The organism is Ancylobacter sp., from assembly GCF_965279025.1.
Taxonomy (GTDB): Bacteria; Pseudomonadota; Alphaproteobacteria; order Rhizobiales; family Xanthobacteraceae; genus Ancylobacter.
Genome location: NZ_OZ257132.1, coordinates 3,449,254 through 3,462,636, shown reverse-complemented (window position 1 = coordinate 3,462,636; position 13,383 = coordinate 3,449,254). Strand labels below are relative to the sequence as shown.

Here is a 13,383-nt window from a genome sequence, read left to right as displayed (position 1 = left end):
ACAGGCTCACTCGCCGACCTTGGAGGGATCGTCCAGGCTGTCGGAACCCTCGACCTTGATCTTCAGCTTGAGCGCGCCGACCACGCCTTCGATGGCGCGGGTCTGGGCGACGAGCGAATCCACGCCCTTCTGCACCAGCGCGTTGCCCTCGGCATTGCCCTCGCCGATCATCTGGTCATAGGCCTGCTTGCCGCTGTCGGCCTCGTCCTTGATCGCCTTCAGCGCGGCGAGCGCGGCGTCGATCTTGGATTCCGCCTCGGCGGCGGCCTTGGGCGCCTTGGCGCTGGCATAGGCCGCGACGGACGCGCCATCGACCACCGAGCCGTCGACGCGGGTGTACTTAGCCCGATAGATCGAGGCGATGCCCAGCTCGTCATAGTAATGCGAGTTGTGGGTGTTGTCGGAGAAGCAGTCATGCTCCTCTTCCGGGTCGTGCAGGATGAGGCCGAGCTTCATCCGCTCGCCGGCCAGTTCGCCATAGGAGAGCGAGCCGAGGCCGGTAAGGATGGTGGCGAGCGCGGTCTTGTCCTTCTGCTTCACCACGGCGGCGCGGGCCTTGCCCTTCTTGCCCCACCACTTCGCCATGTCGCCGAGGTCGGTCACCAGCAGGTCGGTGGCGGCCTTGAGATAGGCGGCGCGGCGGTCGCAATTGCCGTTGGTGCAGTTCGTGGTGGAATAGTCGGTGGCGGGCCGCTTGCCAGCGCCCGGCCCGGTGCCATTGAGATCCTGGCCCCACAGCAGGAATTCGATCGCGTGGTAGCCGATGGCGACGTTGGATTCGACGCCGCCGGCCTCCTGCAGGCTGTCGAGCAGCTTGGGGGTGATCTTGGTGGCGTCGATGGTCTTCTTGCCGACGCGGATCTTGGTGTTGGCGATCACGTTGGCGGTGTAGAGCGGGTTCTCGTCGGAGGTCTCGCCATAGCCCTTGTCGACATAGTCGATCAGCCCCTCGTCGAGCGGCCAGGCATTCACGCGGCCTTCCCACTCATCGACGATCGGGTTGCCGAAGCGGAAGCCCTCGGTCTGCTGGTAGGGCACGCGCGCCGCCTTCCACGCCGTCTTGGCGGCGTCGAGAGTGGCGTCGGTGGGCGTGGCGATGAAGGTGTTGACGGCGCTTTGCAGCTGCTGGGCGGTCGTCAGGCTGTCCGTGTACATCGCCTCGGCGATGTCGGCATAGGTGGCGACGATGTCGCGCACCTTAGGCGCCGGCGTGTCGGCCGCGGCAGGACCGACCGCGAAGGCCGCTCCCAGCGCGATGGCCGCGACGAGCGGCGTGGCGAACAGTGATCTGGCTCGCATGGATTGTCTCCTCCCGCGCCCCCGGGGCGCCTTAGCGGGAGACTCCTACGCCACCGCTGCAAGCAGTCGCAAGTCTTCGGTCGCACATTAGAATGGTTTCACAGTGTGAACACCCGGCGATTGCAGGATGTATTTTCGCCCATGCGTCAAAATACTTTATTTCACGCCGGGCTTCCTGACGCAGCGTCAAATAAAGGCCGCAACGCCTCGGCGAGCTCGGCGTCGGTCACGGTGGCGAGAGGCTTCAGGAGCTTCGCCGCCTCGGTGCGGCGGCCCGGCCGCATCACCAGCACCACAGTTTCCGCGCCGCCGCAGGCGGGATCCCCGCAGGCGATCTCGCTGATGGAGATGGTGGTCTCCTCGTCGACACCCAGGATGGCCCGCGCCTTGGCGGCCAGTTCGCGGGCGGCATCCGGAGCCGCCTCGGCGCTTGCTCCCCGGCGAAAAAACAGACGTGCCATCGTCTCTCCTTCCTTCATTCCCGCGCGGCGTGGCCGGGCGCGGAACCGCCCCGCAGGGAAGTAAGCCCGCCCTCCCGCCGGCGCAAGCCGCCGCTGGGGAAGCGCCCGCTCGCAAGTAAACGTCACCGTCTTTAGTTTAGAACTATAACAATAACGGAAGATAATTCTTGTTCGCGCTGACGGATGATCGTATTCATCCTGCCAACGCTGGTGACGAGCTGCGAATACGCAAAGCGGCTCCGGTCATCGGCAACGACTTCGCGAGGCCACTTTTCCCGGCAGGTCTCGTGAACCACGCGGGACGACGGCACGCGCTCCCTCAGCCGTCGTCCCGCGACCACTCTTCGCGCCTGTCCGCCGCTTCCCCGGCATCGGCTTCCCATGCGCCGTTCCAGCGCTCCGGCACGGCAAGGCCGAGCCTTGCGAGCATGGCGCGGGCTGCCGCATGGCCGGTGGCAAGGCACGCCTGCAGCAGGTAGCCGCCGGTGGGTGCTTCCCAGTCCAGCATCTCGCCGGCGATGAACACGCCCGGCCGCGCCTTCAGCATCAGCCCGTCGTCGACCATGGTGCGCGTGACGCCGCCGGCGGTGGAAATGGCGCGTTCCAGCCCCGCCATGCCGGTGGCCGTGAGCGGCAGCGCCTTGATGCGCCGGGCCAGCGCTTCGGGCTCCGCCGGTAGCGGCCCCGCCTCGCGCAAAAGGCCGGCGGCGACGGGGGAGAGGCCAGCGGCCTTGCGCAGCCGGTTGGACATCGACTCGCCCTTGCGGCCGGCCGCGAGCCGAACGGCAAGCGCTTCCGCCGTCACATCGGGGCGCAGGTCGACATGGAGGATAACCGCGCTCTCCCGGTCGATGGCTTCGCGCAGGGTGGCGGAGAGCGCATAGACCGCGCCGCCCTCCAGCCCCGCGCCGTCGATCATCGCCTCGCCGCGCACCCGCGTCGCACCTAGGGAAAGCGCGATGCGCTTCAGCGGCGCACCGGCGAAGCGCGTACGGAACGGCGCCGACCAGTCGATCCGCACGCCGCTATTGGCCGGGCGCAGCGGGGCGATCTCGACGCCGTCCTCGCGCAGAATATCCGCCCAGCCGCCATCGCTGCCGAGGCGCGGCCAGCTCGCCCCGCCAAGTGCCAGAAGCACGGCGTCGGCCTCCGCCTCGCTCTCCCCCTCCGGTCCGGCGAAGCGCAGCGCGCCCGCGCGGTTCCAGCCGAGCCAGCGGTGCCGGCTCTCCAGCCGCACGCCCAGCGCATCAAGCCTGCCGAGCCAAGCCCGCAGCAGCGGCGACGCCTTGAAGCTGCGGGGGAACACACGCCCGCTCGACCCGACAAAGGTCGGCTCGCCCAAGCCTTCCGCCCATGCCCGCAGCCGGGCGGGCGGGAACGCATCGAGCGACGGCGCCAGCCATTCGGTCGCTGCGCCATAGCGGGCGAGAAAGCCGGCGCGCGGCTCGGAATGGGTGAGGTTCAGCCCGCCACGGCCGGCGATGAGGAATTTGCGCGCCGGCGAGGGCATGCGGTCATACACGGTGACCCGGCAGCCGGCGCGCGCCAGCACCTCCGCCGCCATCAGCCCGGCCGGACCGGCGCCGATGATGGCGATGAGGGGAATTCGCGAGTCGCTTCCGGCCTCTGGCGTCACCGGCTCAGCTTTCGATTCAAAGACCGCCCCGCGCGGATTGCCGAGTCGTTCCCGAGGCTTGCGGCCATGGGTTGAAACCCCGATTCCGGCCGCAACCGCCCCTGCCGGGCGGCCGGCATCTCAGTGCCTGATTCAGAAACGGCGCCCAAGCCCATGATGTCTCAACCGATTTCCGGCAGCGAGGCGTCGGAGATACGCAGGCTCACTTGCGTGCGCCCCTGCCAGCTATCGAGGTCGAGCGTGCCGGCGACGTGGATCTGCTGCCCGCGCGCGGCCAGCAGCGCCGCCCCGAGCGGCGTGTCGACGGCGCGGAAGACGACGCCCGATATCGTCGCGCCGTCGGTGCTGCGCAGGCGCACCCGGATTTGCCCGGCGCTGCCGGGCTCGGCATAGACCATGCGATGGGCGGGAAAGGCGAAGACCGGCTGCGGGTTGCCGGCACCGAACGGCCCTGCCCGCTCGACCAGCTCGACCAGCTCGGGCGTCGCCCCGGCCGCCGAGAGAGCGCCGTCGATCATGGTCTCGTCCACCGCGCGGGCTTCCTCCACCGTTTCCGAAAGCGCCTCTTCGAGAAAGGCACGAAGATCGCCGAGCCGGCCGCGCGCCACCGTCAGTCCCGCCGCCATGGCGTGGCCGCCGCCCTTCACCAATATGCCGGCCTCCACCGCCCCGCGCACCGCCCGCCCGACATCGACGCCGGGAATGGAGCGCGCCGAGCCGGCGCCGGTCTCACCGGTGAAGGCGATGGCGAAGGCGGGGCGGCCGAACTTTTCCTTCAGCCGCGCCGCCACCAGCCCGACCACGCCGGGATGCCAGCCCTGCCCGCTGGAAAGCACCACCGCCCCCGCGCCGGCAAGCCCGAGCGAGGCATCGGCCTCCGCCTCCGCCTCGGCGACGATGGCGCGCTCGACCTGCTGTCGCTCGGTGTTGAGCCGGTCCAGCTCGGCGGCGATCATCTGCGCCTCGATGGGGTCGCGCGTGAGCAGCAGCTTGGTGCCGAGCGTGGCATTGCCGATGCGCCCGCCGGCATTGATGCGCGGGCCGAGCAGGAAGCCGAGATGCCATGCCTTGGGCGGGCCGGTGAGCCGGGCGGCGTCCATCAGCGCCGTCAGCCCCGGCCGCTCGCGCTTGCGCAGCTGCAGCAGCCCCTTGGTGACATAGGCACGGTTGAGCCCGAGCAGCGGCACCACATCCGCCACCGTGCCCAGCGCCACCAGGTCGAGGCTGGCGAGCAGGTCCGGCGCCGGGCGGACGTCGTTCCACCAGCCCCGCACACGCAGCTCGCGCAGCAGCCCCACGGCGACCACGAAGACGAGGCCGACGGCGCAGAGATGGCCGAGGCCGGAAAGGTCGTCGGCGCGGTTGGGGTTCACCAGCGCCGCGACCTCCGGCAGGCTCTCGCCGGCCTGGTGATGGTCGATCACCACGACATCCAGCCCGAGCTCATGGGCGCGGGCGAAGGGCTCGAAGCTCATCGTGCCGCAATCGACGGTGACGAGCAGCGTGGCGCCGCGCTCGGCCAGCGCCTCGATGGCCGGAATGTTCGGCCCATAGCCCTCGAAGATACGGTCCGGGATATGGAAGGCCGGGTCGAGCCCGCCGGCGCGCAGCACCTCCACCAGCAGCGCGGTGGAGGTGGCGCCGTCGACATCGTAATCGCCGAACACCGCCACCTGCTCGCCGCGCGTCACCGCATCGGCGAGGCGGGCGACGCAGGCCGGCATGTCGGTCAGCGTGTCGGGGTCCGGCAGCAGGCGCTTCACCGTCGGGTCGAGCCAGGCCTCGACCTCGTCGATCGCAACCCCGCGCCCGGCAAGCACGCGGGCGAGGATTTCCGGCACGCCGTGCCGCTGCACGATGGCGAGCGTGGTCTGGGCGCCGCGCGCGTCGAGCCGCTCGCGCCAGAAGCGCCCGGTGGCCGAGCGGGACACGCCGAGAAAGGCGCGGGGCGCCGGCGCGGCGGTGGGAAGGTTCAGACTCATGGCCCGCAGGATAAGCCCTATCCGCGCGCCCGCGTCGAGAGGCGCGGCGGCGACGCCCGGCCTCCACCATGCGGCGCGTCATCGCCGCGTCACGGTTCCGTGACGCGAGGGACATGGGCGGCGGGCAGAAGGCGGCTCCGGCCTCGCGCCGAATGCCCGAAAGGAGCCCCCCAATGAATCGCCTCCCGCTGCTCGCCGGCGCCGCCCTCGCGGTGCTTGCCCTTGCCACCACCGGCCTGCGCGCCGACGAGACCTACCCGGCCACGCTTGCCGGCCATGCCGTGCTGCCGGCGCAGACCTTCATCGCCATGCCGGCGGATGCGCCGCAGGACCTCAAGGTCTCCGGCAAATACACCACCGGCACCCGCGTCGAGGCGGTCGGCACGGTGGAAGGCACGTCCGGCGGGCGCCCGACCGGCGTGTCGCTGCCCTTCGAGGGCCAGCCGGTGCAGGGCCATTCCGGCATCAAGGCGATGCCGGACGGCAGCTTCTGGATCATCACCGACAATGGCTTCGGCTCGCGCGCCAACAGCCCGGACGCGGCGCTGTTCCTGCGCCATTACAAGATCGACTGGGCGACCGGTGCGTTCGAGCCGATCGAGACCGTCTTCCTCACCGATCCCGACAGGAAGGTGCCGTTCCGCATCGTCCATGAGGGCACGGAAAAGCGCTATCTCACCGGCGCCGATTTCGACCTTGAGAGCTTCCAGATCATCGGCGACCAGCTGTGGATCGGCGAGGAGTTCGGGCCGTACCTGATCAAGGCCGACAGGACCGGCAAGGTGCAGGCGGTGTTCGAGACCGTGGCCGGCGAGATGCCGGTGCGCTCGCCGGACCATCATCGCGTGGTCTCCGCCGCCGCGCCGAATGCGCCCGCCACCTTCAATGCCCGCCGCTCCAAGGGCTATGAGGGCATGGCCGCCTCCAAGGACGGCAAATATCTCTATGCGCTGCTCGAAGGCCCGCTCTGGGACGCTGACAAGAAGGACTGGCAGAAGACCGCCGACGGCCGCGAGTTCCTGCCGATCCTCGAATTCGACGTCGCCGCCGAGAAATGGACCGGCCGCATGTGGCAGTACGTTCTGGAGAAGAACGGCAATGCCATCGGCGACTTCAACATGATCGACGGCACCACCGGGCTGATCATCGAGCGGGACAATGGCGAAGGCACGGCCGACAAGGCCTGCGCAACGGGGACCAAGGGCGCGGACTGCTTCCACGACCTCGCCAATTTCAAGCGCGTCACCAAGATCGAGCTGACCGACGCCAATGCCGGCGGCCCGGTGCGCAAGATCGGCCATATCGACCTGATGAAGATCGCCGACCCGAACAAGGTCGCCCGCAAGCCACTGAATGACGGGGTGCTGACCTTCCCGTTCTTCACCATCGAGAATGTCGACGTGGTCGACGCCACCCACATCGTGATCGGCAACGACAATAACCTGCCCTTCTCCTCCTCGCGCGACCCGGCGAAGGCCGACGACAACGAGATGATCCTGCTGGACGTCGGGGAGTTCCTGAAAGCGAAGTGAGCCCCATCCACGCGTGACGCCAGGGGCCGGGGCGGCGACGCTCCGGCCTTCGCGCGTCAGGCCGTGTCAGGCAGGGTCGGATCGGGCAGGTTGCGCGGCCGGCGCAGGATGAGCGCCACGCCGGCCACCATCACCAGCGCACCGACGATTTTCACCGGCGACGGGTCGTCCCCGATCAGCACGATGCCGAACAGCACGGTGAGCAGGGGCGTCAGCATCGAATAGGGCACGACGGCATTGATCGAGTAACGCTGCAGCAGCCAGTACCAGATGCCATAGCCGATGATCGACGACCCGATGGCGCTGTAGGCGACGCAGAACCAGCCATTCCACCCCGCGCTGCCCACCATCCACCAGCGGTCCGACTCGAAGATCCACGACATCAGCAGCAGCTGCGGCACGGCGAACAGCGACGACCAGCCCATGATCGTCATCGGCCGAATGCCCTTGAGCTCCTTGATGATGAGGTTGGTCACCGCCCAGCCGGTGGCGCTCACCACCAGCATGCAGAGCGCCAGCGGCGGCGGCAGGGTTGGGCCGAGCGCGAGCACCATGATGCCGGCGACCGAGACGAGAAGCCCGGCGAGCCGCATCCGGCCCAGCGGCTCGCGCAGCACCAGGCAGGCGAGCAGGGTGGCGATCGGCGCGCCAAGCTGGATGATCACCGCGCTGGTGCCGGCCTCGGAATCGGCGAGCGCGGCGAAGAGTACGCCGAAATGCAGGGTGCCGAAGGTGAAAGAGACCAGCAGGACGCCGCGTATCTGATCACGCCGGATCCGCAACACCGGGCAGAGCAGCGCTGCCGCGAGCGTGAAGCGCAGCACGCTCATCAGCATCGGCGGAATCTCCGCGATGCCCTGCTTGACGACGATCATGTTCAGCGACCACACGCAGATGACGGCGAGAGCGAGCAGCTTGTGCTTGAGCGGCATGTGACCGAAGAGAGCAGGAGGCGACGCGGCGACCCGGGGCGAGTCACAGGCTGGCAGCGCTGGAAACCGCACGCCGGCCGTTTTGCTGATAGTCCACTGCCTGCCATCTGCAAAGTCCCGCGTCACCATGTCTGCCCTGCGCCGCCCTCATGGCAGGCCGTGCGCGCCGGCCACAGGCGGGTTGCACGCGCGGGCGGGCCGATTATGGTGCGCGCCATGCTGAACCTGTCCCTGCTCGGTCGCCTCTCCTTCCACCACGCCGCCCCCACAAAGCCGGCGCTCGCCCCCGGCCGCCACGATCTCGGCCTGTTCGAGACGCGCGACGCCGTGCTGGTCGTGCCGGAAGGCATCGACCCCGCGCGGCCGACGCCGCTGATGGTGCTTTTCCATGGCGGCGGCGGCAGCGCCGAGAAGATCCTGCCGATCATGCTGCGGCACGCGCAGGAGCGCGGCTTCCTGCTGCTGGTGCCGCAATCGCTGCTGCCGACCTGGGACATCGTCATCGCGGGCAATGGCCCGGATCTGGAGCGGCTCGACCTCGCCCTCGCCGAGGTTGCCGCGCGCTTTGCGCTCGACCCCGCGCATCTCGCCTTTGCCGGCCATTCCGATGGCGGCAGCTATTCGCTCTCCACCGGGCTCAGCAATGGGCGCATCGTCACCCACATCCTCGCCTTCTCCGCCGGCTTCATGACCGTGCTGGCGCAGGACGGCGCGCCGAAAGTGTTCATCGCCCACGGCCAGAACGACACCCAGACGCCGATCGCCACCGCCGGCCGTTCGCACGCCGCCAAGCTGCGCCCAGCGGGCTACGAGCTGACCTATGTCGAGCACCCCGGCCCACACGCCTCGCAGCCCGACATGGTGCAGATGGGCGTCGACACGTTCCTGAAGGGCGTGGCGAGGGCCGGCTGAGCAGCCACGCTCCCGCGTCATCCCGGACGGCCGAAGGCCGATCCGGGATCGCAAGCCGGTCCCGGGCGATCCCGGCTCTCCGCGTCGCTTCGGCCGGGATGACGGACTGATGGCACGGATGACCGCCCGCCGCGAAGCCGAAAGCGGCCCGCCAACAAAAAAGGCCGGCGCGAGCCGGCCTTTCCGTCGAGAGCGTGCAGCCGTCAGCGCATCACGCCGCCTTGCGGATCACGCCGCCTTCTTGGCGATGCCGGCAATGTCCGCCTCGTATTTGGCGACCAGCGCCGAGAAATCGCTCGGGCCGGCCTTCAGCGCCGACTTCACGTCCGACGCCCAGGTGGTGTTGCGCAGGGTGAAGGTGTTGGTGGCCGAGGAACCGTACTTCTTCGCGAAGGCGGTGTTCAGCTTGAAGGGGATCGGCTCGGAAGCGAGGTAGTTGGTGGTCGGGTGCTCCTTCACGAAGGCCGTGTAGGCCTCGGCGACCTCCTGGTACTTCTCGGCGCCGATAAGGCCGTCGATCTTGGTCAGCAGGGGCGGAAGCAGCGAATGAGGAGCGGTCATGGGGCGTTCCCTTGGCAATTGGCTTGGCGTTCGGGTGCGAGGCGCCCTGAAGGGCCAGCCCGCGCACCGCTCTGGTATACAGCACACCGGGCCAGCGCCAAAGCGCGAGATGCAAGACCGCCTCGCGCCGGGACAACGCCGGACGGCGAAACGAAAACGCCGCTGCCACTGAAACGAGAACGCCGCGCTTGCGCGCCAAGCTCTGAAATGAAACGGGGCGCTTGCGCGCCAAGGGCTGGAACGAAAACGGGGCGCCTAGGCGCCCCGTAGGAAAAATCCGTCGTCGCGAAGCGGTGCGCCGGCATCGGTCGCCATTCCGCTCTCGGTCCCGGATCGGCCCCGGCCGTCCGGGACGACGTGCCGCTCAGCCCAGGTGGAATTTGGAGAGGTCGCGGTGCTCGGCCTCGATCCAGCGCACCGTGCCGGTGGCCGAGCGCATGACGACGGTGTGGGTCTTCACCACGCCCTTCTCATACTTCACGCCCTTGAGCAGGTTGCCGGTGGTCACGCCGGTCGCCGCGATCAGGCAGTCGCCGCGCACCATGTCGGTGATGGTGTAGATCTTCTTCGGGTCGCTGACGCCCATCTTCTTGGCGCGTTCGCGCTTGGCCTCGCTGTCGAGGATGAGGCGGGTATACATCTCGCCGCCGATGCAGCGCAGGGCCGCCGCCGCCAGCACGCCTTCCGGCGCGCCGCCGGTGCCGAGATAGATGTCGACGCCGGTCTCGTCCGGATTGGTGGTGTGGATCACGCCGGCCACGTCGCCATCGGCGATGAGCTGGACGGCGGCGCCGGTGCGGCGCACCGCCTCGATGATCGCGGCATGGCGGGGCCGGTCGAGAATCAGCGCCGTCAATTCGGACGGCTTCACACCCTTGGCGCGGGCGAGCGACTGGATGTTGTCTTCCGGGGAGGCGTCGATGTCGATGGTGCCGCGCGGGTAGCCCGGCCCGATGGCGATCTTCTCCATGTAGACGTCCGGCGCGTAGAGCATGGTGCCGCCCTCGGCCATCGCCATCACGGCGATGGAGCCGGGCATGTCCTTGGCGCACAAGGTGGTGCCTTCCAGCGGGTCGACGGCGATGTCGACCGCCGGGCCCTTGCCGGTGCCGACCTCCTCGCCGATGAACAGCATCGGCGCCTCGTCGCGCTCGCCCTCGCCGATGACGATGCGGCCGGCGATCGGCAGGCGGTTCAGCTCGCGGCGCATGGCGTCCACCGCCGCCTTGTCCGCCGCCTTCTCGTCGCCGCGTCCGCGCAGGCTGGCCGAAGCCACTGCCGCGCGCTCGGTGACGCGCACCAGTTCGAGCGTCAGGATGCGCTCGAGCGCCTGGTCCGCCTTGACCGTAATCTCCGCCATCGTCCCCAGCCCCCTCAGTCCTTCTCGATACGTATCACCTGCGGCGGCGAGGCGATGACGCCATCGATCTCGATGGCGGCGATCGCGCGGCGCACCGCGTCCTCATTGGTGGCGTAGGTGACCAGCACCACCGGTGCCGGGTCCTCCGCGCTTTCCGCCCGCTCGCCGCCATGAGGCCGGCCGCGACGGTGCTGCATGATCGATTCGAGCGAGATGTTCTGCTCGGCCATGTGGCGGGCAATGGCGGCCGCCGTGCCCGGCCGGTCCACCGCCGCGAGGCGGATGTAATAGCCGCCCTCATGGCGCCGGATCGCCGCCTTCTCCGCTGGCTGCAGCGTGTCCGCCTTCCAGCCGAAGGGCGCGCCGCTTTGGCCGGCGGCAGCGTCGCACAGATCGGCCACCACCGCCGAGGCGGTGGCGTCGCCGCCGGCACCGGGGCCGACAAGGGTCAGCGCCACCGCGTCGCCGTCGATAGCCACGGCGTTGGTGACGCCAGAAACCTGCGCGATCGGCCAGTGCTTGGGCACCATGGTCGGGTGCACGCGCAGTTCGACCTGCCCGCCGGTGCGGGCGGCGACGCCGAGCAGCTTGATGCGGTAGCCGAGCTCGTCCGCCGCCTCGATATCGGCGAGGGTGATCGAGCGAATGCCCTCGATATGGATCGCCTCGGGGTCCGGCTGGACGCCGAAGGCCAGCGAGGCGAGCAGCGCCAGCTTGTGGGCGGTGTCGAAGCCGTCGACATCGAAGGTCGGGTCGGCCTCGGCATAGCCGAGCTTCTGCGCCTGATCGAGGCAGGTGTCGAAAGACAGCCCCTCCTCCTGCATCCGGGTGAGGATGTAGTTGCAGGTGCCGTTGAGAATGCCGGAGACGCGGGTGATCTCGTTGCCGAGCAGCGCCTCGCGCAGGGTCTTGATGACGGGAATGCCGCCGGCGACCGCCGCCTCGAAACGGATCGCCACGCCCTTCGCCTCGGCGGCGCGGGCGAGCGCGACACCGTGATGGGCGAGCAGCGCCTTGTTGGCGGTGGCGACGGAGTGGCCGGCGGCGATGGCCGCTTCGACCGCCGCCTTGGCGATACCGTCCGGGCCGCCGATCAGCTCGACGAACACGTCGATATCCGGGTCACGCGCCAGCTCGATGGCGTCGTCATACCAGCGCATGCCGGAAACGTCGCAGTCGCGCGGGCGCGAACGGTCGCGGGCGCTGACGGCCACCACCTCGACCGGGCGGCCGACACGGGCGGCAATCGCGTCCCCACGGCGGGCCAGCATGCGCACCACACCCGCGCCGACCGTACCGAGGCCGGCGATGCCAATTTTCAGCGGCGGCGCCATTGTCTATCCGAACTCAACAAACGATCCGAATGCGGCGCCGCCCCGATGGAAACGGGTATCAGCGCGCCGCGGCGAGAGGGACGACGTTGTGCAATGTTTCCGCGCCGGTTTCAAGGAAGCGGCGGATGTTGCGCGCCGCCTGCCGGATACGCTGCTCGTTCTCCACAAGGGCGATGCGCACATAGTCGTCGCCATGCTCGCCGAAGCCGACGCCGGGCGCCACCGCGACATCCGCCTTCTCGATCAGCAGCTTGGAGAATTCGAGGCTGCCGAGATGGCGGAACTTCTCCGGGATGGGCGCCCAGGCGAACATGGAGGCGGTGGGCACGGGAATCTCCCAGCCGGCCTTGCCGAAGCTGTCGACCAGCGCGTCGCGGCGCTTCCTGTAGACGCCGCGCATCTCGGCGATGCACTCCTGCGGGCCGTTCAGCGCGGCGGTGGCCGCCACCTGGATCGGCGTATAGGCGCCATAGTCGAGATAGGACTTCACCCGCGCCAGCGCCGCGATCAGCCGGTCATTGCCCACCGCAAAGCCCATGCGCCAGCCGGCCATGGAGAAGGTCTTGGACATGGAGGTGAACTCCACCGTCACATCCATCGCGCCCGGCACCTGCAGCACGGAAGGCGGCGGGTTGTCGTCGAAATAGACTTCGGAATAAGCGAGGTCCGAGAGCACGATGAGATCGTGCTTCTTCGCGAAGGCCACCACGTCGCGGTAGAAATCGAGGTCGGCGACCTGCGCCGTCGGGTTGGACGGGTAACAAAGCACCAGCGCCAGTGGCGAGGGAATCGAGTGCGCCACCGCGCGCTCCAGCGCGTGAAAGAATTCCGGCCCCGGCTCGCAGGGCACGGAGCGGATCGCCGCCCCCGCCATCAGGAAGCCGAAGGCGTGGATGGGGTAGCTGGGATTCGGCACCAGGATCACGTCGCCGGGGGCGGTGATGGCCTGCGCCATGTTGGCGAAGCCTTCCTTGGAGCCGAGCGTTGCCACCACCTGCGTGTCAGGGTTCAGCTTCACCCCGAAGCGGCGCTCATAATAGTTGGCCTGCGCCCGACGAAGGCCGGGAATGCCCTTGGAGGCGGAGTAGCGGTCGGTGCGCGGGCGGCCGATGGTGTCCTTGAGCTTGTCCACCACATGGGCCGGGGCATCGAGATCCGGGTTGCCCATGCCGAGGTCGACGATGTCGGCGCCGCCATTGCGGGCGCCGGCCTTCACACGGTTGACCTGCTCGAACACATAAGGCGGCAGCCGGCGGATACGATGAAAATCGGTCATGGGTCCCAAGCTCCAGGCCGCCCCGTTCCCCGGCGGCGGCGTCACGGGCGCTTCATATCACCGTTCGTGCGCCCGCACAGCGAGGCATGTCAGGCCAA

At 69.0% G+C, this 13,383-nt stretch carries 11 protein-coding genes; 2 read left to right on the top strand and 9 right to left on the bottom strand.

The genetic code is table 11. The annotated features are described in order from the left end of the window. Positions 1 to 6 precede the first annotated feature (6 nt). The 4 genes from ACQY76_RS15970 to recJ all read right to left on the bottom strand — a co-directional run bounded on the left by ACQY76_RS15970 (position 7) and on the right by recJ (position 5,378). On the bottom strand, positions 7 to 1,299 hold the full coding sequence (locus tag ACQY76_RS15970; protein WP_428029709.1) for an imelysin family protein: 1,293 nt from the start codon (positions 1,297 to 1,299) through the stop codon (positions 7 to 9). 161 nt (positions 1,300 to 1,460) lie between these two features. After that, positions 1,461 to 1,760, bottom strand: coding sequence for a hypothetical protein (locus ACQY76_RS15965; protein ID WP_428029708.1), 300 nt, complete (start codon positions 1,758 to 1,760; stop codon positions 1,461 to 1,463). Positions 1,761 to 2,079: 319 nt separating this feature from the next. Then, positions 2,080 to 3,396 (bottom strand): NAD(P)/FAD-dependent oxidoreductase, encoded by a 1,317-nt coding sequence (locus ACQY76_RS15960; RefSeq protein ID WP_428029707.1) that lies wholly within the window; start codon positions 3,394 to 3,396, stop codon positions 2,080 to 2,082. Positions 3,397 to 3,557: 161 nt separating this feature from the next. Next, positions 3,558 to 5,378 carry a single-stranded-DNA-specific exonuclease RecJ gene (gene recJ, locus ACQY76_RS15955; RefSeq protein ID WP_428029706.1) on the bottom strand — a complete coding sequence of 607 codons (1,821 nt, stop codon included), beginning with the start codon at positions 5,376 to 5,378 and terminating at the stop codon, positions 3,558 to 3,560. Positions 5,379 to 5,551: 173 nt separating this feature from the next. Between recJ and ACQY76_RS15950 the strand changes: the two genes are divergently transcribed. Beyond that, the gene (locus tag ACQY76_RS15950) at positions 5,552 to 6,910 is read left to right on the top strand and encodes an esterase-like activity of phytase family protein (protein WP_428029705.1); all 1,359 of its coding nucleotides are present in this window, start codon (positions 5,552 to 5,554) and stop codon (positions 6,908 to 6,910) included. Between the two features lie 56 nt (positions 6,911 to 6,966). Here ACQY76_RS15950 and ACQY76_RS15945 read toward each other — a convergent pair whose 3' ends face one another. Then, complete coding sequence (locus tag ACQY76_RS15945; protein WP_428029704.1) at positions 6,967 to 7,842, bottom strand: DMT family transporter; 876 nt, start codon at positions 7,840 to 7,842, stop codon at positions 6,967 to 6,969. A 204-nt stretch (positions 7,843 to 8,046) separates the two neighbouring features. Between ACQY76_RS15945 and ACQY76_RS15940 the strand changes: the two genes are divergently transcribed. After that, complete coding sequence (locus ACQY76_RS15940) at positions 8,047 to 8,754, top strand: alpha/beta hydrolase (RefSeq protein ID WP_428029703.1); 708 nt, start codon at positions 8,047 to 8,049, stop codon at positions 8,752 to 8,754. Positions 8,755 to 8,982: 228 nt separating this feature from the next. Here ACQY76_RS15940 and ACQY76_RS15935 read toward each other — a convergent pair whose 3' ends face one another. The 4 genes from ACQY76_RS15935 to ACQY76_RS15920 form a co-directional block, all read right to left on the bottom strand. Continuing rightward, positions 8,983 to 9,315: a hypothetical protein gene (locus ACQY76_RS15935; RefSeq protein ID WP_428029702.1), complete on the bottom strand. Its 333-nt coding sequence runs from the start codon at positions 9,313 to 9,315 to the stop codon at positions 8,983 to 8,985. 364 nt (positions 9,316 to 9,679) lie between these two features. Further along, positions 9,680 to 10,675, bottom strand: coding sequence for a class II fructose-bisphosphatase (gene glpX / locus ACQY76_RS15930; protein WP_428029701.1), 996 nt, complete (start codon positions 10,673 to 10,675; stop codon positions 9,680 to 9,682). A gap of 14 nt (positions 10,676 to 10,689) precedes the next feature. After that, complete coding sequence (locus ACQY76_RS15925; RefSeq protein ID WP_428029700.1) at positions 10,690 to 12,009, bottom strand: homoserine dehydrogenase; 1,320 nt, start codon at positions 12,007 to 12,009, stop codon at positions 10,690 to 10,692. Between the two features lie 58 nt (positions 12,010 to 12,067). Then, positions 12,068 to 13,285, bottom strand: coding sequence for an LL-diaminopimelate aminotransferase (locus ACQY76_RS15920; RefSeq protein ID WP_428029699.1), 1,218 nt, complete (start codon positions 13,283 to 13,285; stop codon positions 12,068 to 12,070). Positions 13,286 to 13,383 lie beyond the last annotated feature (98 nt).